Below are 21,025 nucleotides of genomic sequence, written 5' to 3'. Positions count from 1 at the left end.
CTTGTGGCCCTAGGCGCTGTCTCAACTGAGACAGGAGGCCCCCATGCCAACATTTACTGCGCTTACCACTCTGACCGGCAAGAAGGCCGCCGAAGGTCTGGGCGAAGCGATGGAGCGTATGGACCCGGAACCCACCGGCGTCGGCGTTTTCGAGGTCGAGGATGGCTCAGGACTGTGGGAGGTTGGCGGCTATTTCACCGAAGCGCCCGACGAAACCGCTCTGGCGGTTCTGGCGGTCGCGTTCGAGGCCAAGCCGTTTGTCGTCTCGGAATTGCCCGAAACCGATTGGGTGGCCCATGTGCGCCGTGAACTGGCCCCGGTTGAGGCTGGGCGGTTCTTCGTCTATGGCAGCCACGACGCCGACAAGCTGCCGGAAGGACGCATCCCGCTGCTGATTGAGGCCGCTATGGCCTTTGGCACCGGTCATCACGGTACAACGCTGGGCTGCCTCAAGGCACTGGATCATCTGTTGGACGAAGGGTTTGCAGCGACCAAAGTGGCCGATATCGGTTGCGGTACCGCTGTTCTTGCAATGGCTGCCGCGCGGATTTGGGATGGTGATATCATCGCCAGCGACATCGATCAGGTTGCGGTGGATGTGGCCGAAGCCAATCTGAAAGCTAACGGCATGTCCGGACAGGTGCTTTGCGTCGAGGCCGCCGGATTCGACCACCCGGACTTGCAGTCGCACGCTCCTTATGACCTGATTTTTGCCAATATTCTAAAAGGCCCGCTGGTGGCTTTGTCTCCCGAAATCGCAGCGAATCTGCGGGATGGTGGGTATGCGATCCTGTCGGGAATCCTCAATGAACAAGCCGACGATGTGGTCTCGGTTTATTCTCAGAATGAGTTCAATTTGGTCAAAAGAGACGAGATTGGTGAGTGGACGACGCTAATCTTAAGCAAACAGGGCGCAAATTAGGCCATTTGCAGGAGTTTCGTGGATTCTCGCCTCTTTTTTGTCGCAATCTGTGGCTACCGTCATGACGTGGTTACGGGGGCGGTTTTTTTGGAGGCTGCCATGACGGGAAAACAACTGGAATTCGATCAGCGCGTTCATCGCCTGAACAAAAAGCACGCCAAGCTGAGCCGGGGCTATCGCGCCACGATGCGCAGGGATGGCCTTGTGGTAATGAAACCGCAGCGAGTCAAATCCGCAGTACCGTTTAAGGCGCTTATGGGGTGTTTCCTGGGCCTGTTCGCCTTCAAGGTCTTTCTGCTGACAAGTCTCGGTGCATCGGCCTATCAATACCGCGTCGAAAGCCTGGCCGAAGGCACCTCTGTTGAAAAGGCGGGGGCATGGGTGATGCAGGTCGACCCGATCTCGGAATTTCTCGCGGCGCAAGTTAACAGCTATCTCCACTGAACCAGTCAATATGAACGAGAAACGCCGCACATTGTGAAATGCGCGGCGTTCTGCTGTGCCCAGAGGGCAAATGATTGGTCGGTGTCTCTTAGCGACGACCGTCTGCCACGAGGTCAATGTCACCGCGGCACATACCGATATCTTCCAGTTCACGATCCGTCAGACCGTTCAGCACGTTGCGTGTGACGCGGGCGTCGTTCCATTCAACAACGGCGTTTACGACCGATGCGAAAGTTACGCCGATACGGCCGACGAGGCCGAACGAGCCAGTGGTGGTGCGGGTGGTGTCCAGTGCAGCCATATCCTGTTTCCTTCTGGTTAGTGTTTAATTTTTGATCATCTGATGTACGCGCCATCTAGTCCTGTCGATCTGGTCGTGCAAGTGCGGAAATTGCATGTGTCCTATGCGTTTTTTGCAAGGGTACTCAATCCTTAAAAACCGTTAATTTATAGACCATTAGGCGTTCATACAACTTGTCGAATTCAGACTTTCTGCAGTCGCAAACAGGCCGTTTTGTCGTCCCTGAGACAGGCGTGTCGTTTTCAGGCGTGGGGTCAATTCGCTTGGAAAATGTTCACGCTTCGTGCTAATCCGAAAGAAAGATCACAAAAACCCGAGCAGGCTGAGGCAAAAAATGCGAATTCTGGGCATTGATCCGGGGCTCAGGACCCTGGGATGGGGCGTCATCGAATCGCATGGCAGCCGCCTGAGCCATGTTGCGAATGGTTTGTGCAAATCCGATGGCGATGACCTGGGCGAACGGTTGTTGTCGCTGCACAACCAGATCGTTGAGGTCATTGCCGAACATCAGCCCGACCAAGCTGCCATCGAGCAGACCTTCGTCAACAAGGACGGCGCCGGGACGTTGAAGCTGGGTCAGGCCCGTGGCGTGGCGTTGCTGACCTTGGCGCAGGCCGGGTTGCCGGTGGGGGAATATGCGCCCAACCGGGTCAAGAAAACTGTCGTTGGTGTCGGTCATGCCGAGAAAGAGCAAGTTCTACACATGGTGAAACTGCAATTGCCGGGCTGTCAGCCCAAGGGCGCGGACGCGGCGGATGCTCTGGCGATTGCCATCTGTCACTCGTATTACGGCGCAGCGCCACAGGCGCGGATGAAAGAGGTGCGGGCATGATCGGAAAACTGACAGGGCGGCTGGACTATCGCGCGGCGGATCACGTGCTGATCGACGTGCGCGGGGTTGGGTACATCGTTTATTGCTCGGACCGGACCATGGCGGCGTTGCCGGGTGTGGGTGAGGACGTTTCGATCTATACCGATATGGTTGTGCGCGAAGACCTGATGCAGCTTTATGGTTTCCTGTCGCTGGTCGAAAAGGAATGGCATCGCCTATTGTGCTCGGTTCAGGGCGTTGGGGCCAAGGTCTCGCTGGCCATTCTGTCGGCGCTAGGACCGGATGGGGTCAGCCGGGCAATTGCTCTGGGTGACTGGGGTGCGGTCAAGGCGGCCAAGGGCGTGGGGCCGAAAACGGCGCAACGGATCGTGCTGGACCTCAAGGACAAGGCGCCGGGTGTGATGGCGATGGGCGGAACCGTGACCGAGGCGTTGGACGGACCCGCCTTGGAGGTGGTCGAGTCGTCCGAACCCGCACCGACGCCAAAGCGGGCGGCGAAACCGGCCTCGGGGTCGGCTGCGGCGTCGGCAGGCGCATTGTCGGCCCTGTCCAATCTGGGGTATGGACCATCTGACGCCGCCTCTGCCGTGGCCGAAGCAGCGGCGAGCCTGCCAGATGCGGGTGAGGCCGATCTGATCCGCGCGGCGCTGAAACTGCTTGCACCGAAAGGGTGACTGAATGGTAGATGCCGATCCCGCCCTGCGCCCGGACCCGCTGCCCGAGGACAATGACCGCGCCCTGCGTCCGCAGGGGTTGGACGAATTCATAGGTCAGGCCGAGGCACGCGCCAACCTGCGTATATTTATCCAATCCGCCCGACAGCGGGGCGAGGCGATGGACCATACGCTGTTCCATGGCCCTCCGGGGTTGGGCAAGACCACGCTGGCTCAGATCATGGCGCGCGAGTTGGGGGTGAATTTCCGCATGACCTCGGGGCCGGTGCTGGCCAAGGCAGGGGACCTGGCGGCGATCCTGACCAATCTGGAATCGCGGGATGTTCTGTTCATCGACGAAATTCACCGTCTGAACCCGGCGGTCGAAGAGGTGCTGTACCCGGCGATGGAGGATTTCGAGCTGGATCTGGTGATCGGCGAAGGCCCTGCAGCGCGCACGGTTCGGATCGAGCTGCAGCCCTTTACGCTGGTCGGTGCGACAACGCGAATGGGCCTGCTGACCACGCCTCTGCGCGACCGGTTCGGTATTCCGACGCGCCTGCAGTTCTACACGGTCGATGAGTTGCACGAGATCGTCACCCGCAACGCCCGCAAGCTGGGAGCGCCCGCTGATGATGAGGGTGCACGCGAGATCGCCCGCCGGTCTCGTGGAACCCCACGGATTGCAGGACGGCTGCTGCGCCGTGTGGTGGATTTCGCCATCGTCGAAGGCGATGGTCGGATCACTCGTGAACTGGCAGACGGGGCGTTGACCCGGTTGGGCGTCGATAATCTGGGTCTGGATGGTGCGGACCGGCGATATCTGAAGCTGATCGCCGAGAACTATGCAGGTGGTCCGGTGGGGATTGAGACCTTGTCCGCGGCCCTGTCGGAAAGCCGGGATTCGCTGGAAGAGGTGATTGAGCCCTATCTGTTGCAACAGGGTTTGATTCAGCGCACGCCGCGCGGTCGGATGCTGGCGCAAAAGGCGTGGACGCATCTCGGAATGGCTGCCCCTAGGGGGCAAAGCGATCTGTTTGGTTGAAGCCGGGCGTCAGAGATTTTATGCCTTCGGCAACAGTATTGTCGAAAAGATGAAGGATTGGGCGTGACCCCCGAAGACATCCAGGCTTTGTTCACCCGCGAGAGTGGTGAGTTTCTGTTTGCCCGCTGGGGAAGACCCATCGTGCCCATCGTCTTTGGCGTTGAGGATGAAACTCTGGCCACCGTCAAAGGCGCGTTCGAGGCGGTGGTGGCGCTGGCCGGGCACAAGATGGCCGAGACCGATCCCGAACTTGGCGCCAACAGCATGGTCTTTTTCTTCCGCGACTGGCAGGAGTTGCTGGAGGTTCCCGATCTGGACCGGCTGATCCCTGATCTTGCGCCTCTGGTGGAGCGGTTGGTTGCTGCGGATGCCAACCAATACCGAGTCTTCCGGTTCGAGGGTGATGGAATGATTCGTGCGGCCTTTGTCTTTCTGCGGATGGACAAAGAGATGTCTAAGGTTCCTGCTGAGACAATGGCGCTGAGCCAAGTTGTACAGACGGTTTTGCTGTGGTCGGATACCGCGTTTCGGTCTCAGTCCCCTTTGGCCGTGGCCGGAGGCACAACAGTTCTGCGCCCTGACATCGCCGAATTGATCCGGGCGGCCTATGATCCGGTCCTGCCGGGGGCGGCACAGGACGCATCACATGCGTTGCGGCTGTTTGCGCGGATGAAACCGGTGCAATAAGCTTTAGGCAGGTGGTTTGTTCGCCTGATGAAACGCCTCGACCAAGGCGTTCCCTGTTTCGAAGTAAGCGTCTGTCCCGACCATATCAGTGATTCCGTAGCGATCGAGTTCCTTACGGACATTGGGTTCGGCGAGCAAAAAGACCAGTTTGATGTTTCTGGACTTTAGCAGGTCGTGAATGCTGCGCAGTGTGTAACCTGCAGTAAAGTCGATATCATCAATGGCAGAGGCTTCGATACAAAACCAGCGCAGCGGTGGGTCGGATTGGTCCACGATCATTGCGACCTCATCCGACAGGCGTTGCGTGTTGGCGTAATACAGGCTGTGAGAGAACCGATAGATTACCAGTCCGGGTTCGAACTGGTTCGGCGTTTTAATGGGTTGAGTGTGCCAGCCACCATCAGTGCTTTTGACGATCACGGCGTTTTTAGGGCGATAGCCCCGACGCGTGTGGTCGATCAGCGACAAGACCATTGCAAAGAGTATCCCTTGTTCGACGCCAACCAAAACGACCACGGCGGCGGTGGCGATAGCGATCCAGAATTCGGACCGGGCCTGCCGGTATATGGCGGCTAGCCCTTTGAGGTCGATCAGCTTGACCCCTATCAGGAACACAACGGCTGACAGCGCGGCGTTTGGCAAAAACGCGAGTGGGCCGGTCAGAAACAGGAGCACCGCAAGGACAATCGCAACCGTGGTGAGTTGTGCGATCTGGCTGCGCCCCCCGGCACTGGCCACCATCTCGGTCTTGGTGGGGCTACCGTTGACCACGAAGGTTCCGGTAAAGGCCGCCCCCAGATTGGCCAACCCCAGCCCGACAAGATCAGTATTCTCGCTGAACTTGTCTTCATATCGCGCAGCATAGGCGCGCGAGGTCGCAGCACTTTGCGCCAGGATCACAACAAAGATGGACAACGCGGTGGGGAGCAGTTGTTTGAACAGAGACCAACTCCAATCCACATTCGGGATCGACAGGGCGGGCAGGCCGCCGGGAACCGTGCCAAGAACGCCAATTCCGGATGTGCTGAACTGAAAGGCCCAGCTGCACAGAATGACGCCCAGAATAGCGAAGAGGGGGCCGGGAAGCTTAGGTGACAGGCGTTTGAACCCGATGACAACCGCCAGCACTGCCATGGATACGGCAACGGTTGGCCAGTGTGTCTGACCGAATTGCTGGGCGACGTCCCTGAGCTTGGCGATGGTGCCGTGGCCTGCGCCGTCGATCCCCAGCATTCCGGGGATTTCGCCGGTGGCCACCTGTATACCCACGCCTGTCAAAAAGCCGACCAACACCGTGCGTGACAGAAAATCCGCCAGAAACCCAAGGCCGACAAGCCGCGCGGCAATCAACAGAACCGCCGCCATCAGTGCCAGAAGCGAAGCCAGTGCCAGATACTCGGACGATCCGGACACCGCCATGCCTGCCAGCGCCGATGCCGTGATTGCCGCTGTAGCCGAGTCCGCCCCCACCACAAGGTGCCTCGATGATCCGAACAAGGCGAACAAGGCCATCGGGATCAGTATCGTGTACAGCCCCGTTACCACTGGGGTGCCGGCGATTTTGGTGTAGCCCATGACCTCGGGGATCGCGAGACAAGCAAATGTCAGTCCGGCCAGAACTTCGGTTGGCAGGGATGAGCGATTGATTGGCAGGACACCCTGCAGGATGGGAAGCGAAAATTTGCCTTTTTTTCCGTGATATCCGGCCATTCAATCACCTGTTACGTTCGCATCCCAATTTGGGCAGGTTAGTCGGCAATCTTTGGGATTTCGATACCGAGTACCGTGTGGCGTGAAAATTGTAGTCCCGCAGGGATTGCAGGACCGTTGACGCGCGTGCATCTGTTGAGGGTGCGGCTCGTCCCGAGCCAGACGATTAAAGATGATTGAATGATCGGATTCGTGACCATGGCCGAAAGCACCTCAGCAGAGCACACGCATATCTACCGGGTTCGGGTTTATTATGAAGATACCGACATGGGCGGCGTGGTCTATCACGCGAATTATCTGAAATATATCGAACGGGCTCGGTCGGACTATGTGCGTCGTCTGGGTAATGATCAGAACGCCATGCGCGACGACGGGATTGTCTGGGTCATTAGGCGGATCGAGGCGGATTATCTGGCAACCGCCAAGTTCGAGGACGAACTGACCATCGAAACCCGCTTTCTGTCCCGCTCGGGCGTGCGGCTGACCATGGGGCAGTTGATAAAGCGGGGCGAGACCGAGGTTTTTCGCGCCACAGTCACCGCTGTTTGCATGAATGCGCAGGGTAAACCGGTGAGGCTTCCGGCAGAGATTCGCGCATTATTGTAACAAATTGCGGCGTTGGGGTGGTTCTGTTGGCTTTTCAGGACCATCTGGGTTAGCGTTTGGCAAAACAAAGCCAAACCAACGGCTATCAGGCAAAAAAGAGCAGGTTCATGGAAGCTGAAACGCTGGCGCTGGCGCAGGAGATCGACTTCTCCCTGTGGGGGCTTTATGCCCGCGCAACCTTTATCGTCAAACTGGTGATGCTGATGCTGGTTGGCGCATCGATCTGGTCCTGGGCGATCATCATTCAAAAGCTCATTAACTACCGCGCTGCCCGTCGTGAGGCGCAGGTGTTTGACGAAAGCTTCTGGTCGGGAAATCCTCTTGATGAGTTGTTCGAACAGATCGGTACTCAGCCAGACGGTAGTTCCGAGAAAATATTTGCGTCAGGCATGATTGAATGGCGGCGGTCTCATCGCACCGATGGCGGGCTGATTGCAGGGGCCACGGCACGGATCGACCGCTCGATGGACGTGGCCATCGCGAAAGAGGCTGAGGGGTTGCAAAAGGGTCTGTCCATTTTGGCGACTGTCGGCTCAACTGCGCCGTTTATCGGTCTGTTCGGTACCGTTTGGGGTATCATGAACGCCTTCATCGAGATTGCCGAACAGCAGAACACCAATTTGGCCGTCGTCGCACCGGGTATTGCCGAGGCGCTGCTGGCCACCGGGCTCGGCCTGCTGGCCGCGATTCCGGCGGTGATTTTCTACAACAAGCTCAGCGCGGACAGTGACCGGATCGTCGGCGGCTATGAGGCCTTCGCTGACGAATTCGCCACTATTCTGTCGCGGCAGTTGGACAGCTGACATGGGCGCGGCGGTTCAGCAAAACAGCGGCGGGAACGGGCGTAGACGCGGGCGCCGTCGCGGTCGCGCGCAGCCGATGGCCGAGATCAACGTGACGCCGTTTGTGGACGTCATGCTGGTGCTGCTGATCATCTTCATGGTGGCTGCCCCTCTGCTGACTGTTGGTGTGCCGGTTGATCTGCCGAAAACGGCGGCCAGTGCCTTGCCCGGCGACAACGAAGAACCCCTGACTGTAACTCTGACCGCGGATGGGCGGGTGCAGATTCAAACCACGGATGTTGTGCGTGAAGAACTCATTGGCAAGCTGCGTGCCATCGCGTCCGAACGCAGCAGTGACCGCGTATTCCTGCGAGCCGACGGGGCGATCCCTTATGCACAGGTGATGCAGATCATGGGTGCGCTAAACGCGGGCGGGTTTTCCAATGTGGGCCTGGTGACGGACACCGGCGGGCCAGCGCTGGACGAAGGTGGAGAGTGAGGCCGCGCGGTGGATACCGGCACCAAGATCTCGGCAATTGCCCACGTCGCTTTGATTGGATGGGCCTTTTTCGGCGGTACGTTCCGGTCCGAACCCTTGCCTATGGCGGTGCAGGAGGTGTCGGTGGTCACGGGTGAACAATTCGCAGCGATGACAGCACAACGTGACGCGCCCGACGTGCCAACCCCTACTGCTTTGCAGCAACCCGAAACGCCCGAGGACGAGGTGGTCCCACCTGAGACGGTGGAAGAGGAACTGACACCGCCCGAAGTCGTGACGCCCCCTGAACCGGAACCCGATCCGGTACCCGATCCTGTGGAAGCACCGCCTGAACCGGAAGTCGTCGAGGAACCCCTGACGCTTGAGCAGCCCGAGCCTGTAACCGAAGTGCTGCCGGTGCCCCCGGGCCCCGAGGCGCAGCCGCGCCCTGCCGACAAGGTCGCACCGGAACCCATCGCCCCGCCACCGCCCGAGGCGCAGCCGGATGAGGTTGAGACGCCCGCCGTGTCGCTGGACGAAGGGGCCGAAACCCAAGAGGAACAGCAGGATCAGACCGCCCCGGAAGAGGCGACCGATGAGATCGTGACCGAGGCTGAAGAAACAAAAGAGAACGCTCCGCGCACCTCTCCGCGGCCTCGGGTGCGGCCGAACCGGCCTGCACCTCCGGCGCAACCCGAAGTGGCCGAGGAGCAGGAGCAGACGCCGCCCGAGCCTGCGCAGAGCGACACCGCAATTGACGATGCCTTAGCCGAAGCGTTGGGGCAGGGCAGTGAACCCTCAGGCCCGCCGCTGACCAGCGGTGAGAAAGACGCCATGCGTCTGGCTGTTTCGAAGTGCTGGAATGTGGGGTCCTTGTCCACGGATGCGCTTCAAACCGTTGTGGTCGTAGGGTTTTCGCTGACTCAGGACGGCAAGATCGTCGGCGGTAGCCTGCGCATGATCGATAGCTCTGGCGGGTCTGCCGGAGCGGCGAAACAAGCCTATGAGGCTGCCAGACGAGCAATTTTGCGCTGCGGCGCCAAAGGATACACCCTGCCCGCTGACAAATATGATCAATGGCGGGATATTGAGATTACATTCAATCCCGAGAGGATGCGGATCAAATGATGAGATTTCTGACCAGCCTGTTGCTTGGCCTGACGATTTTGGCAGCACCGGTACACGCCCAGAGCGGACCGCTGCGTCTGGAACTGGATCAGGGGATCATCGAACCCTTGCCTTTTGCCGTGCCGAACTTCGTGCCCGACGGGCCTGCGGCGACGCAATTCGCCAACGACATCTCTCGGGTCGTTGCTGCCGATCTGACCGGTACTGGGCTGTTCCGCGAAATCTCACCCGAGGCGTTCATCAGCCGGGTCAGCAGTTTCGAGGCCCCGGTTCAGTTTGCCGACTGGAAAGCCATCAATGCCGAGGCGCTGGTGACAGGCGCCGTGAGCGTCTCGGGCAACCGCCTGACGGTACGGTTCCGGGTGTGGGATGTGTTCTCGGGTCAGGAACTGGGCAATGGTCTGCAATTTGCAGGTACCACTGACGGCTGGCGGCGGATGGCACATAAGGTGGCTGATCAGGTCTATAGCCGGATCACTGGTGAGGGTGCCTACTTCGATAGCCGTGTGGCGTTTGTGTCGGAAAGCGGACCCAAGGATCAGCGTCAGAAACGTTTGGCGATCATGGATTACGACGGCGCAAACGTGCAGTACCTGACCGATAGCGCCGCCATTGTTCTCGCCCCGCGCTTTTCGCCGACGGGCGACCGGCTGCTTTATACAAGCTATGAAACCGGCCAGCCGCGCATTTATGTTCTGGACGTGGACCGCGTCCGCCGGACTGAGTTGGCAACGCAAGACGGCACGATGAGCTTTTCTCCGCGTTTCTCACCTGACGGACGCTCGATCGTTTATTCGCTGATTCAGGGCGGCAATACCGATCTGTGGAAGATGGATATCGCCTCGGGCCAGAGCGTTCGCCTGACCAACACGCCAGCGATTGAAACCGCGCCTAGCTATTCGCCGGACGGCTCTCAGATCGTGTTCGAAAGCGACCGGTCCGGTACGCCGCAGCTGTATATCATGCCCGCAAATGGTGGCGAGGCGACCCGGATCAGTTTCGGACAAGGCCGCTACGGCACGCCAGTTTGGTCGCCGCGCGGGGATTTGATCGCCTTTACCAAACAGAACAAGGGCCGGTTCCATATCGGCGTTATGCGCACCGATGGCAGTGAAGAACGCCTGCTGACCTCGTCGTTCCTTGATGAAGGCCCGACATGGTCGCCCAATGGCCGCGTTATCATGTTCACCCGCGAAACGCAGGGGGCTAGCGGCCGTGCGACGCTGTATTCGGTAGATATCTCGGGCCGAAACCTGCGCCCGGTGCGCACCCCGGATGGTGGCAGCGATCCGTCATGGGGGCCATTGCAGAATTGATCGGGGCAGGGGCTTGGAAAAGTTCACAAAAAACCTGCACTATGCTACAGAGACGGCAATAAACCGACAAAACAACGAGGCACTTGAAATGAACGTATTGGGCAAACTCCTGGCCTTGGGCGCGCTGAGCGTGATGGCCGCTTGTACAAACAACGATCCATCCGCACTGGGCGGTGGCGCGAATGGCGCGATTGCACCGGGTTCGCCCAGCGATCCGCGCTCACCAGCCTATTTCCAGCAAACCATCGGCGATCGGGTGTTGTTCGCCGTGGATCAGTCGACATTGACACCTCAGGCACAGCAAGTCCTGCAGGGGCAAGCAGATTGGCTGATGGCGAACCCGGACTATGTGGCCACCATCGAAGGTCATGCGGATGAGCAGGGCACGCGGGAATACAACCTCGGGCTTGGTGCCAAGCGGGCCAATGCGGCGCGTGAGTTTCTGATTTCGCGCGGGGTGGCAGGCAACCGTCTGACAACGGTCAGCTATGGCAAAGAACGTCCGATCGAGATTTGCAGCACCGAGGATTGCTATTCCAAGAACCGCCGTGCGGTAACGGTGCTGACCGGTTCAACCTTGGGGTAAGACGATGAAAGTTGCAGGATGGGTTCTGGCTGCGGTTGTTGCGACCGCCGGTATGGCACAAGCACAGGATCAGCAGACCCTGGCGGATATCCGTCAGGAATTGACGGTTTTGCATGTGGAGATTCAGCGCCTGAAGCGTGAGTTTTCGACCACCGGTTCACCGGCCCCGAACCTGTCCGGCAGTTCCGTTTTGGAGCGTGTGGACGCCATCGAGGCCGAACTGCAGCGACTGACAAGCCAGACCGAACAGCTGAACCAGCGGGTGCAGAACATCGTGACCGATGGCACCAACAGGATAGGTGACCTAGAATTCCGTCTGGTCGAACTGGAAGGCGGTGATCTGAGCACATTGGGTGAAACTTCGACCCTTGGTGGTGAAACCGAGATCACCGCAGCTGCACCTGCTGCACCAGTCGCCCCAGCTATCACCGAGCAGGGAGAGCTGGCCGTAGGTGAACAGGCAGATTTCGACGCAGCCGCGCAGGCCTTGGCCGAGGGGAACTTTCAGGCTGCTGCTGATCAGTTCGCGCAGTTCGAAACCTCATATCCCGGCAGCCCTCTTGCGCCCGAAGCCAACCTGAAACGCGGGCAGGCGCTGGAAGGTCTGGGTGACACGCGCGAAGCCGCGCGGGCGTTCCTTGCCAGCTTTACAGGTGACTCCGAGGGGGCATTGGCACCCCAAGCGTTGTTTGAACTGGGTGCCGCGTTGGGACGTTTGGGTCAGACCGATCAGGCCTGCATTACCCTGTCCGAGGTCGGTGTGCGCTTTCCGGCGTCGGACACTGTACCCGCCGCCACGCAGGAAATGGCGTCGCTGGGCTGTTCTTGACCGATCAGGCCGAAACTCTTCGATCCGAACTCCGCGCGCGGCTGCCTGACCGGTTGCCGCTGCGTTTAGGCGTCGCCGTCTCTGGCGGTGGAGATTCGGTTGCCCTGCTGCACTTGCTGTATGACATCACACAGACCGAACAAACCCGGCTGTTCGCTGCAACGGTGAATCACGGTTTGCGGCCCGAAGCTGCTGTCGAAGCCAATCAGGTAGCCCAACTAGCTGCGCGTCTGGGCATCCCCCACGAAACACTGCTGTGGCAGGGTTGGGATGGTGCGGGCAACCTGCAAGATCAGGCCCGGCAGGCGCGGTATCGGTTACTGACCGAATGGGCATTGCGCAATGACATTCCGATGATTGCTTTGGGCCATACCGCAGATGATCAGGCCGAGACGGTGCTGATGCGGTTAGGCCGGGCGTCCGGTCTTAATGGCCTTTCGGGTATGCCGTACGCGCGGGATCAAATCGGCATCACGCTTTTGCGCCCGATGTTAGGGATTACGCGTAAAAGCCTGCGAGACTACCTGTCACAGCATGGCGAGAGCTGGATCGAAGACCCGTCGAATCACGACCAGAAATTTGACCGGATCAAGGCGCGCGGGGCGCTGACGGAACTTGGTCCGCTTGGGATTTCTGCTCAATCTTTGGCCCGGGTCGCTGAAAATCTTGCACAAGCGCGTGAGGCACTGGCGCTTTATACGCAGGAAACCGCACGCAAGATTGCGAAAGTGGACGGTGGGGATGTCTGTATCGACCGTAACGGTTTTGGACTGCTTCCAGTGGAAATCCAAAGGCGGTTGGTTGTCGGAGCCATCGCCTGGATTGCGGGGCAGGGCTATCCGCCGCGCGGGGCAGCCGTTGATCAGGCCGTGACTGCCGTTGGTGAGGGGCGGACGCTGACCCTCGCGGGCTGCTTGCTGATCTCGCATCAGGATAAAACGTGGTTTTGCAGGGAGCTAAACGCAGTGGCGACGGAAACCGCCGCGCCGTTAGAGGTGTGGGACAAACGCTGGGTTTTGTCCGGCTCGCAGACCGCAGGCGCTGAGGTCCGTGCGTTGGGAGAGGCCGGTTTGCCGCAGGTGCCCGATTGGCGCGCCTTGGGCAAACCGCGTCAGGCGTTGTTGTCTTCGCCGGCGGTTTGGAGTGGGGAAAACCTGCTGGCTGCACCTCTGGCAGACTATTCAAACGGTTGGACCGCTGAATTCGCCCCGCAAAAGCCAGAGTTTTACTCTTCGCTTTTATCGCATTGAACATGCTTGAATCATCTCTATTTTATAGAGCAACCCGGCAGGTCCCCATCTGCCGAAATCTTTTGGGAGATTTTCCTTGGGCAACGCTCGTAACATCGCCTTCTGGGTCGTTCTGTTTCTGCTGATCCTTGCACTGTTCAATTTCTTCAGCGGTCAGGGCGGAACACTTCAGAGCAATGAAAAAACCTATTCCGATTTCGTTACCGCAGTCGAAAGCGGCGAAGTCAAGAACGTGACGCTGGATGGTGAGCAGATTCGCTATACCACGCAAAGCGGCGCAACCTATGTCACCATCAAGCCTGATGATGCCGAGATCACCCAACTGCTGATCAAGGAAGATATTCCTGTTCAGGCGGTGAAACAGCAGCAATCCGGGTTCCAGTCCTTCCTGATCACACTACTGCCCTTCCTGCTGCTGATCGGTGTGTGGATTTACTTCATGAACCGGATGCAGGGTGGCGGCAAAGGCGGCGCGATGGGCTTTGGCAAATCCAAAGCCAAGATGCTGACCGAAAAGCATGGCCGCGTGACCTTTGATGACGTTGCAGGCATCGACGAGGCCAAGGAAGAGCTGGAAGAGATCGTCGAATTCCTGCGCAACCCGCAGAAATTCTCGCGACTCGGCGGTAAGATTCCGAAGGGTGCTCTGCTGGTCGGCCCTCCGGGTACCGGTAAAACGCTGCTGGCCCGTGCCATCGCAGGCGAGGCGGGTGTGCCGTTCTTCACCATTTCGGGGTCCGACTTTGTTGAGATGTTCGTCGGTGTCGGTGCATCTCGTGTGCGAGATATGTTCGAACAGGCCAAGAAGAACGCGCCTTGTATCGTCTTTATCGACGAGATCGACGCTGTGGGTCGCCACCGTGGCGCAGGTTACGGCGGCGGTAACGACGAACGTGAACAGACGCTCAACCAGTTGCTGGTCGAGATGGACGGTTTCGAGGCTAACGAAGGCGTGATCATTCTGGCCGCGACCAACCGTAAGGACGTTCTGGACCCCGCGCTGCTGCGTCCGGGTCGCTTTGACCGCAACGTGACCGTCGGCAACCCCGATATCAAAGGCCGTGAGAAGATTTTGGGCGTGCACGCACGCAAGACACCTCTGGGTCCTGATGTTGATCTGCGTATCATTGCGCGTGGTACGCCGGGATTCTCGGGTGCTGACCTGGCAAACCTCGTGAACGAGGCCGCGCTTATGGCTGCCCGCGTTGGTCGTCGCTTTGTCACCATGGAAGATTTTGAGAACGCCAAGGACAAGGTGATGATGGGGGCCGAGCGCCGCTCGATGGTGCTGACCCAGGACCAGAAGGAAAAGACCGCCTATCACGAGGCTGGCCACGCCGTCGTTGGTTTGGAACTGCCACTGTGCGATCCGGTCTACAAGGCGACGATCATTCCGCGCGGTGGTGCGCTGGGTATGGTTGTGTCGCTGCCGGAAATGGACCGCCTGAACTATCACCGTGATGAGTGTGAGCAGAAGCTGGCCATGACCATGGCTGGTAAGGCTGCTGAGGTCATCAAATACGGCGAAGACCACGTCTCGAACGGCCCGGCGGGCGACATTATGCAGGCCAGCCAGTTGGCACGCGCCATGGTGATGCGCTGGGGTATGTCGGACAAGGTCGGTAACATCGATTATGCCGAAGCCCATGAAGGCTATCAGGGTAACACCGCCGGTTTCTCGGTTTCGGCTCATACCAAAGAGTTGATCGAGGAAGAGGTGAAGCGCCTGATCCAGCAAGGTTACGAACGTGCCCACCAGATTCTGACGGACAAGAACGAGGAGTGGGAGCGTCTGGCCCAGGGCCTGCTGGAATACGAGACCCTGACCGGGGATGAGATCAAGCGCGTCATGAACGGGGAATCGCCCAGCGAAGGTGATGACGAAGGCGACAAGCCGGACGAAGGCAGCGCGCCCAGCGTGACGGCGATCCCGAAGACGAAGGTCAAGAAGTCTCCGCCCGATGGCGGGATGGAGCCGGAACCTTCAGCGTAACGACATCAGACCCGGGCAAAGTCCCGGGTCTTTTTTCTTTCCAATCCGGATCGACTGCCCTCTATTGCCAGGCGAAGGAACGTCAGGGAAAGGGGCAATAATGCCGGTGATGCGCGAGACTGAATATCAGGGCGAAGTGGTTTGGCTGGGCCATGTGCCTGCAGGCGGCTCGATCCGCGCCAATGCGGTCAAGGCGCTGGACCTTGGCTTTTCCGGGGATCGCGGCGCGCGGCACGAAGGGGTGAACCGGGCGTCATGCGTGCGGATGAAGAACCTCTACCCGCAGGGCACGGAAATCCGCAATGTGCGGCAACTGTCGGTGCTATCGGCGGAAGAGATCGAGGCAACCGCGCAAGAAATGGCGCTGGATCAACTGGACCCGTCCTTTCTGGGCGCCAGCATCGTGTTGCGTGGTATCCCGGACTTTACCCACATCCCACCCTCTTCGCGGCTGCAGGTCGCGGGCGGCGTCACCATCACGGTTGATATGGAAAATCGTCCCTGCGTGATCCCCGGGCGCGAGATTGAGGCGGATCTGCCCGGACATGGAGTTGCATTCAAACCGGCTGCAAAGGGGCGGCGCGGGGTCACCGCATGGGTCGAGCGGCCGGGTGAATTGGGGCTGGGCGACCGGATGACCTTGTTTGTGCCGGACCAAAGGGCGTGGGCACCATAAGGGGCACTCGTTTCCGATCTGAAACCGCTGAAATGTCACTACGCCGTTTCGCGGCACAATTATGTCGGAATCCACGGCCATCTGTTTGGTACACGACGGTATGGATTGCGCAGCGCCGACGCTCCGCGCCGGTTTTGCACGGCATTCAATCAGGGACCCTGCCCAATGAGCTATAAATCTGACATCGAAATCGCTCGCGAAGCGAACAAGAAGCCGATTCAGGAAATCGGTGCCAAGATCGGCATCGATTCCGCCGATCTGCTGCCCTATGGCCACGACAAGGCCAAAGTCAGCCAGGACTTCATCAACTCGGTTCAGGACCGTGAAGACGGCAAGCTGATCCTGGTCACCGCGATCAACCCGACTCCGGCGGGTGAAGGTAAGACCACCACCACCGTTGGTTTGGGTGACGGTCTGAACCGCATCGGTAAAAACGCGATGATCTGCATCCGCGAAGCCTCGCTTGGCCCGAACTTCGGCATGAAGGGCGGCGCTGCAGGTGGCGGTTATGCGCAGGTTGTTCCGATGGAAGAGATGAACCTGCACTTCACAGGTGACTTCCACGCGATCACCTCGGCCCACTCGCTGCTGTCGGCCATGATCGACAACCACATCTACTGGGGCAACGAAGCTGAAATCGACGTACGCCGTGTTGCATGGCGCCGTGTGGTCGACATGAACGATCGCGCTCTGCGTCAGATCACTGCGTCGCTGGGTGGTGTGTCGAACGGCTTCCCGCGTGAAACCGGCTTTGACATTACGGTGGCGTCCGAAGTCATGGCGATCCTGTGTCTGGCGACCGACCTGAAAGACCTGGAAAAGCGCCTGGGCGACATCATCGTGGCCTACCGCCGCGACAAGACCGCGGTTTACTGCCGCGACATCAAAGCCGAAGGTGCAATGACCGTCCTGCTGAAGGACGCGATGCAGCCGAACCTGGTTCAGACGCTGGAAAACAACCCGGCCTTCGTCCACGGCGGCCCCTTCGCGAACATCGCGCACGGTTGTAACTCGGTCATCGCGACCAAGACCGCTCTGAAAGTCGCTGATTATGTCGTGACCGAAGCTGGTTTCGGTGCCGACCTGGGTGCCGAGAAGTTCATGAACATCAAGTGCCGCAAAGCAGGCATCGCACCGTCGGCCGTTGTGCTGGTTGCCACCGTGCGCGCGATGAAAATGAACGGCGGTGTTGCCAAGGCCGATCTGGGTGCCGAGAACGTCGATGCCGTGGTCAGCGGTTGCGCCAACCTGGGCCGTCACATCGAGAACGTGAAGTCCTTTGGTGTTCCGGTTGTTGTCGCTATCAACCACTTTGTCACCGACACTGATGACGAAGTTGAAGCGGTCAAGAGCTACTGCGCCGACCACGGAGTAGAAGCGGTTCTGTCGCGCCACTGGGAACTGGGTTCGGACGGCTCGGCGCCGCTGGCTGAGAAAGTTGTCGAAATCGTTGAAGGCAGCACTGCGAACTTCGCACCGATCTACCCCGATGAAATGCCGCTGTTCGAGAAGATCGAAACCATCGCCAAGCGCATCTACCGCGCTGACGAAGTTCTGGCAGACAACAAGATCCGCAACCAACTGCGCGAGTGGGAAGAAGCGGGCTATGGCAACCTGCCGGTCTGCATGGCGAAGACCCAGTACTCGTTCTCGACAGACCCGACCCTGCGCGGCGCTCCCACCGGCCACTCGGTTCCGGTGCGTGAGGTTCGCCTGTCCGCAGGTGCCGGCTTCATCGTGGTTGTCTGCGGTGAGATCATGACCATGCCCGGTCTGCCCCGCAAACCGGCCGCTGAGACAATCCGTCTCAACGAAGAAGGCCAGATCGAGGGCTTGTTCTAAGCCGCCGAATAGGACATCTCGTGGTCCGGGGATATCCCCGGGCCATGAGGAGATCGCAATGCCCACTCTGACACCGCCGCAAGACTGCCAATCGATGCAGGAATTGCGGGCTCAGATCGACAAGCTGGATCGCCAACTGATCGAGATGTTGGTGACGCGCGCTGGTTACATTGACCGCGCTTCGCTGTTGAAACCCGGCGAGGGCTTGCCGGCCCGCATTCCGGAGCGCGTCGAAGAAGTGGTGCAGCGCGTGCGCGCAAGTTCAGGTGAGCTAGGGATGGACCCCGATCTTGCCGAGCGGCTTTGGCGCATTCTGATTGACTGGTCGATTGCCCGCGAAGAACGCGTGCTCGGCCCTGACTGAATGACCGGGCGCCCCATGCGCCCGTTCCGTTTTTGATAGAAGGGATCAAAGGATGGTAGCGCAGGTTATCGATGGGAAGGCCTTTGCCGCCAAAGTGCGGGGGCAGGTTGCCGATCAGGTTGCAAGGCTGAAAGAAGAAAACGGCATCACCCCCGGTCTGGCGGTGGTTCTGGTGGGCGAGGATCCGGCGAGCCAGGTCTATGTCCGCTCCAAGGGCAAGATGACCGTCGAAGTCGGTATGAACTCGTACGAGCACAAACTGGACGCTGAGACCTCGGAAGAAGACCTGCTGGCGCTGATCGACAAGCTGAACAACGATCCCGCTGTGCACGGCATTCTGGTACAGCTTCCCTTGCCCAAGCACCTGAACGAAGATCTGGTGATCAACTCCATCGATCCGGCTAAGGACGTCGATGGCTTCCATATCTCAAACGTGGGCCTGCTGGGCACCGGTCAGAAGTCGATGGTGCCTTGCACCCCGCTGGGCTGCCTGATGATGCTGCGCGACTATCACGGCTCGTTATCGGGCATGGACGCCGTTGTCATTGGCCGTTCGAACATCGTGGGCAAACCGATGGCGCAACTGCTGTTAGGCGACAGCTGCACCGTGACCATCGCGCATTCGCGTACCAAGGACCTGCCGGACGTCGTCCGCCGCGCCGATATCGTTGTTGCCGCTGTTGGCCGCCCCGAGATGGTGCCGGGCGACTGGATCAAGGAAGGTGCCACCGTAATCGACGTGGGCATCAACCGTATTGAGCGTGACGGCAAGAACAAGCTGGTCGGCGACGTCGACTATGCCAGCGCTGCCGAGCGCGCGGGCGCAATCACCCCGGTTCCGGGGGGTGTGGGACCGATGACCATCGCCTGCCTGCTCGCCAACACGCTGACCGCCTGCTGCCGCGCAAATGACCTGCCAGAGCCCGAAGGCCTGACCGCCTGATCTTTAGCGTACCTTTACCGGTTTAAGGGCCGAGGAGTGGAAAACTCCTCGGTCTAATAGTTTCACTAAGCTCGCATTAAGTTTTAAATCTCGGACTTTGAATGTAACAGATTCAGTGATAAACATGTAAATCCAACCTGTTATATAGTGAAGGTGTAAGCCGTCGGGGATTAGCTGGCCCCGCAGGCATTTTTAAGTAGGTATGAGAGTAACACTAAGCCCAATTCACGCCGAGATCACATTGCGCAGAGTGATTGCGGCTTTAGTTTTCCCTCCTTTGCTTGCGTCTGCATTTCAGCCGTTTCCAGCCATCGACCTGATTTTTGCCCAACGCCTTGTGTTCTGGATCGGGGTACTGTCGCTGGCCCTGTGTGTCGCACGGATTGCCAGGAAGGTGACGCATACCTACTTTGCAGACGCCCATTTTTCCTGGCGTGATACTGCGCTGGTTCTGGTCATACTGGGGCTCTTCGTTCCGTCTCTATGGTTGCTGTCATACTTGTTAATCACCGTCACTGGGCAGCAAGCACCGGGCTTCTTGTCAGTTGCTCCGTATGGGGCGCTGTTTGCGACCGGGTTGGTTTTAGTGCGGGGGCATAGCCAGACTGAGCTATCGGAGGAAGAGGTCGCATCTGTGGCGCCGCGGCTTGCGAAACGGTTGCCAGATACATTTAAGGGCCAGATTTACCGCCTGACTGTCCGGGATCATGCCGTGGAAGTCGTGACGTCCGAGGGAATATTTACCATCCGGTTACGCTTCACCGATGCGATTGCCGAGATGGAGCCGGTCCCGGGTCATTGTACGCATCGCTCGCACTGGGTAGTGGATGCGGCCATCGCGGGGGTCGAACGGCAGTCTGGGAAGACCCTTGTGCGGTTGAAGAACGGCGATCTGGTTCCCGTCAGCCGAAAATACAAACCGATGCTGGAACAGGATGGGATCCTCTGAGCCAATTCACCTTGGCATGGGAATGATCTGCGGCTTGGGGCCGATCAGGATGGCCAAAGCCCCATCATCCATCAATGAGTTCAGCACGTGATCCGAACTGCGCAACCCGCCGGTATAGGTGCCGTAGGCGGGTAGGATTAGCCGGGTCTGATCGATCAGAAAGGCGGGGCGGGTGATCGCGCGCCCGCGTGTTTGCAACCGGGCTTTGGGGTGGTAATGGCCGGACACCTCGGCCTGGGCCTCTGTCTGCGCGATATGTCGAAACGTCAGCGGACCGATACTGCATTCAGACAGATGCGACCCACCCAGATCAATCGGGCCGGGGTCGTGGTTGCCTTCGATCCAGATCCAGCGGCGACCGGCCTGCAAGGCGGTGATATCCCGTTTCTCATCCGGACCTATCGCCATGGACGCATCCAGATCGTCGAAGCTGTCGCCCAGGCAGATCACGGTGCCCGGATTGGTTTGCGTGACGTCGGCAGTCAGACGGGTCAGCGTTTCCTGACTGTCATAAGGCGGCAGGGTCGGGCCGCCGCGCCGGGCGATACGTTCAGACTTACCCAGATGCAGGTCAGAAACACAGAGCAGGTTCTGCTCGGGCCACCACAATGCCCCGGACCCCAGCGCACTGAGGCTTTGCCCGGCAAAAGAAAACGCTATGCTGTTCATGGTCCGTTCTTTGCGCGTTT

At 59.2% G+C, this 21,025-nt stretch carries 23 protein-coding genes; 20 read left to right on the top strand and 3 right to left on the bottom strand.

Going from position 1 to position 21,025, the window contains the following annotated elements:
- Positions 1 to 43: 43 nt before the first annotated feature.
- On the top strand, positions 44 to 922 hold the full coding sequence (locus tag ACR0ER_RS06170) for a 50S ribosomal protein L11 methyltransferase (RefSeq protein ID WP_480768152.1): 879 nt from the start codon (positions 44 to 46) through the stop codon (positions 920 to 922).
- A gap of 99 nt (positions 923 to 1,021) precedes the next feature.
- Positions 1,022 to 1,366, top strand: a complete 345-nt coding sequence (locus ACR0ER_RS06165; RefSeq protein WP_480768151.1) for a hypothetical protein — start codon at positions 1,022 to 1,024, stop codon at positions 1,364 to 1,366.
- An 88-nt stretch (positions 1,367 to 1,454) separates the two neighbouring features.
- On the opposite strand, the gene ACR0ER_RS06160 is transcribed toward ACR0ER_RS06165, so the two are convergent.
- Positions 1,455 to 1,667: a DUF1127 domain-containing protein gene (locus ACR0ER_RS06160; protein WP_480768150.1), complete on the bottom strand. Its 213-nt coding sequence runs from the start codon at positions 1,665 to 1,667 to the stop codon at positions 1,455 to 1,457.
- A 334-nt stretch (positions 1,668 to 2,001) separates the two neighbouring features.
- Between ACR0ER_RS06160 and ruvC the strand changes: the two genes are divergently transcribed.
- The 4 genes from ruvC (at position 2,002) to ACR0ER_RS06140 (ending at position 4,884) form a co-directional block, all read left to right on the top strand.
- Positions 2,002 to 2,499, top strand: coding sequence for a crossover junction endodeoxyribonuclease RuvC (gene ruvC / locus ACR0ER_RS06155; RefSeq protein ID WP_170326920.1), 498 nt, complete (start codon positions 2,002 to 2,004; stop codon positions 2,497 to 2,499).
- Positions 2,496 to 3,173 carry a Holliday junction branch migration protein RuvA gene (gene ruvA / locus ACR0ER_RS06150; RefSeq protein WP_480768149.1) on the top strand — a complete coding sequence of 226 codons (678 nt, stop codon included), beginning with the start codon at positions 2,496 to 2,498 and terminating at the stop codon, positions 3,171 to 3,173. Before ruvC ends, ruvA begins: the two co-directional genes overlap by 4 nt.
- 4 nt (positions 3,174 to 3,177) lie before the next feature.
- Positions 3,178 to 4,197, top strand: a complete 1,020-nt coding sequence (ruvB, locus tag ACR0ER_RS06145; protein WP_170332799.1) for a Holliday junction branch migration DNA helicase RuvB — start codon at positions 3,178 to 3,180, stop codon at positions 4,195 to 4,197.
- Between the two features lie 63 nt (positions 4,198 to 4,260).
- Positions 4,261 to 4,884 (top strand): hypothetical protein, encoded by a 624-nt coding sequence (locus ACR0ER_RS06140; protein WP_480768148.1) that lies wholly within the window; start codon positions 4,261 to 4,263, stop codon positions 4,882 to 4,884.
- 3 nt (positions 4,885 to 4,887) lie between these two features.
- On the opposite strand, the gene ACR0ER_RS06135 is transcribed toward ACR0ER_RS06140, so the two are convergent.
- Entirely contained in the window at positions 4,888 to 6,594 is a 1,707-nt protein-coding gene (locus ACR0ER_RS06135) for a SulP family inorganic anion transporter (protein WP_480768147.1), read from the bottom strand.
- A 180-nt stretch (positions 6,595 to 6,774) separates the two neighbouring features.
- On the opposite strand from ACR0ER_RS06135, the gene ybgC reads away from it, so the two are divergent.
- The 14 genes from ybgC (at position 6,775) to ACR0ER_RS06065 (ending at position 20,336) form a co-directional block, all read left to right on the top strand.
- On the top strand, positions 6,775 to 7,200 hold the full coding sequence (gene ybgC, locus ACR0ER_RS06130) for a tol-pal system-associated acyl-CoA thioesterase (RefSeq protein ID WP_480768146.1): 426 nt from the start codon (positions 6,775 to 6,777) through the stop codon (positions 7,198 to 7,200).
- Between the two features lie 107 nt (positions 7,201 to 7,307).
- Positions 7,308 to 8,003 carry a protein TolQ gene (tolQ, locus tag ACR0ER_RS06125; RefSeq protein ID WP_170332794.1) on the top strand — a complete coding sequence of 232 codons (696 nt, stop codon included), beginning with the start codon at positions 7,308 to 7,310 and terminating at the stop codon, positions 8,001 to 8,003.
- Position 8,004: 1 nt separating this feature from the next.
- Entirely contained in the window at positions 8,005 to 8,481 is a 477-nt protein-coding gene (gene tolR / locus ACR0ER_RS06120) for a protein TolR (RefSeq protein ID WP_170332792.1), read from the top strand.
- 9 nt (positions 8,482 to 8,490) lie between these two features.
- A complete protein-coding gene (locus tag ACR0ER_RS06115; protein ID WP_480768145.1) occupies positions 8,491 to 9,588 on the top strand; it encodes an energy transducer TonB in 1,098 nt (365 codons plus the stop codon).
- Positions 9,585 to 10,904, top strand: a complete 1,320-nt coding sequence (tolB, locus tag ACR0ER_RS06110) for a Tol-Pal system beta propeller repeat protein TolB (protein WP_480768144.1) — start codon at positions 9,585 to 9,587, stop codon at positions 10,902 to 10,904. Before ACR0ER_RS06115 ends, tolB begins: the two co-directional genes overlap by 4 nt.
- 88 nt (positions 10,905 to 10,992) lie before the next feature.
- Positions 10,993 to 11,490, top strand: coding sequence for a peptidoglycan-associated lipoprotein Pal (pal, locus tag ACR0ER_RS06105; RefSeq protein WP_480768143.1), 498 nt, complete (start codon positions 10,993 to 10,995; stop codon positions 11,488 to 11,490).
- 4 nt (positions 11,491 to 11,494) lie between these two features.
- Entirely contained in the window at positions 11,495 to 12,319 is an 825-nt protein-coding gene (gene ybgF, locus ACR0ER_RS06100) for a tol-pal system protein YbgF (protein ID WP_480768142.1), read from the top strand.
- The gene (gene tilS / locus ACR0ER_RS06095) at positions 12,316 to 13,569 is read left to right on the top strand and encodes a tRNA lysidine(34) synthetase TilS (protein WP_480768141.1); all 1,254 of its coding nucleotides are present in this window, start codon (positions 12,316 to 12,318) and stop codon (positions 13,567 to 13,569) included. The genes ybgF and tilS overlap by 4 nt, the downstream gene beginning before the upstream one ends.
- Positions 13,570 to 13,645: 76 nt before the next feature.
- Complete coding sequence (ftsH, locus tag ACR0ER_RS06090) at positions 13,646 to 15,562, top strand: ATP-dependent zinc metalloprotease FtsH (RefSeq protein WP_170332780.1); 1,917 nt, start codon at positions 13,646 to 13,648, stop codon at positions 15,560 to 15,562.
- Between the two features lie 100 nt (positions 15,563 to 15,662).
- Positions 15,663 to 16,238 (top strand): MOSC domain-containing protein, encoded by a 576-nt coding sequence (locus ACR0ER_RS06085; protein ID WP_480768140.1) that lies wholly within the window; start codon positions 15,663 to 15,665, stop codon positions 16,236 to 16,238.
- A 165-nt stretch (positions 16,239 to 16,403) separates the two neighbouring features.
- Complete coding sequence (locus ACR0ER_RS06080; RefSeq protein ID WP_480768139.1) at positions 16,404 to 18,080, top strand: formate--tetrahydrofolate ligase; 1,677 nt, start codon at positions 16,404 to 16,406, stop codon at positions 18,078 to 18,080.
- A gap of 58 nt (positions 18,081 to 18,138) precedes the next feature.
- A complete protein-coding gene (locus tag ACR0ER_RS06075; RefSeq protein ID WP_170332774.1) occupies positions 18,139 to 18,444 on the top strand; it encodes a chorismate mutase in 306 nt (101 codons plus the stop codon).
- 52 nt (positions 18,445 to 18,496) lie between these two features.
- Entirely contained in the window at positions 18,497 to 19,387 is an 891-nt protein-coding gene (gene folD / locus ACR0ER_RS06070; RefSeq protein WP_480768138.1) for a bifunctional methylenetetrahydrofolate dehydrogenase/methenyltetrahydrofolate cyclohydrolase FolD, read from the top strand.
- A gap of 250 nt (positions 19,388 to 19,637) precedes the next feature.
- Positions 19,638 to 20,336, top strand: coding sequence for a LytTR family DNA-binding domain-containing protein (locus ACR0ER_RS06065; protein WP_480768264.1), 699 nt, complete (start codon positions 19,638 to 19,640; stop codon positions 20,334 to 20,336).
- Between the two features lie 6 nt (positions 20,337 to 20,342).
- Here the strand turns inward: ACR0ER_RS06065 and pdeM are convergent, their stop codons facing one another.
- Positions 20,343 to 21,005, bottom strand: coding sequence for a ligase-associated DNA damage response endonuclease PdeM (gene pdeM, locus ACR0ER_RS06060; RefSeq protein WP_480768137.1), 663 nt, complete (start codon positions 21,003 to 21,005; stop codon positions 20,343 to 20,345).
- Positions 21,006 to 21,025: the final 20 nt, after the last annotated feature.

This window comes from Ruegeria sp. CH8, assembly GCF_056536985.1.
This window is presented reverse-complemented; position numbering and strand designations above follow the sequence as displayed.

Coding starts and splice junctions, on each gene's coding strand:
- ACR0ER_RS06080 (WP_480768139.1), top strand. CDS start 16,404: ATGAGCTATAAATCTGACATCGAAATCGCTCGCGAAGCGAACAAGAAG.
- ruvB (WP_170332799.1), top strand. CDS start 3,178: ATGGTAGATGCCGATCCCGCCCTGCGCCCGGACCCGCTGCCCGAGGAC.
- ACR0ER_RS06165 (WP_480768151.1), top strand. CDS start 1,022: ATGACGGGAAAACAACTGGAATTCGATCAGCGCGTTCATCGCCTGAAC.
- ruvA (WP_480768149.1), top strand. CDS start 2,496: ATGATCGGAAAACTGACAGGGCGGCTGGACTATCGCGCGGCGGATCAC.
- pdeM (WP_480768137.1), bottom strand. CDS start 21,005: ATGAACAGCATAGCGTTTTCTTTTGCCGGGCAAAGCCTCAGTGCGCTG.
- tolQ (WP_170332794.1), top strand. CDS start 7,308: ATGGAAGCTGAAACGCTGGCGCTGGCGCAGGAGATCGACTTCTCCCTG.
- ACR0ER_RS06075 (WP_170332774.1), top strand. CDS start 18,139: ATGCCCACTCTGACACCGCCGCAAGACTGCCAATCGATGCAGGAATTG.
- ACR0ER_RS06170 (WP_480768152.1), top strand. CDS start 44: ATGCCAACATTTACTGCGCTTACCACTCTGACCGGCAAGAAGGCCGCC.
- ACR0ER_RS06160 (WP_480768150.1), bottom strand. CDS start 1,667: ATGGCTGCACTGGACACCACCCGCACCACCACTGGCTCGTTCGGCCTC.
- tolR (WP_170332792.1), top strand. CDS start 8,005: ATGGGCGCGGCGGTTCAGCAAAACAGCGGCGGGAACGGGCGTAGACGC.
- ACR0ER_RS06135 (WP_480768147.1), bottom strand. CDS start 6,594: ATGGCCGGATATCACGGAAAAAAAGGCAAATTTTCGCTTCCCATCCTG.
- pal (WP_480768143.1), top strand. CDS start 10,993: ATGAACGTATTGGGCAAACTCCTGGCCTTGGGCGCGCTGAGCGTGATG.
- ruvC (WP_170326920.1), top strand. CDS start 2,002: ATGCGAATTCTGGGCATTGATCCGGGGCTCAGGACCCTGGGATGGGGC.
- ACR0ER_RS06085 (WP_480768140.1), top strand. CDS start 15,663: ATGCCGGTGATGCGCGAGACTGAATATCAGGGCGAAGTGGTTTGGCTG.
- folD (WP_480768138.1), top strand. CDS start 18,497: ATGGTAGCGCAGGTTATCGATGGGAAGGCCTTTGCCGCCAAAGTGCGG.
- tolB (WP_480768144.1), top strand. CDS start 9,585: ATGATGAGATTTCTGACCAGCCTGTTGCTTGGCCTGACGATTTTGGCA.
- ybgF (WP_480768142.1), top strand. CDS start 11,495: ATGAAAGTTGCAGGATGGGTTCTGGCTGCGGTTGTTGCGACCGCCGGT.
- ybgC (WP_480768146.1), top strand. CDS start 6,775: ATGATCGGATTCGTGACCATGGCCGAAAGCACCTCAGCAGAGCACACG.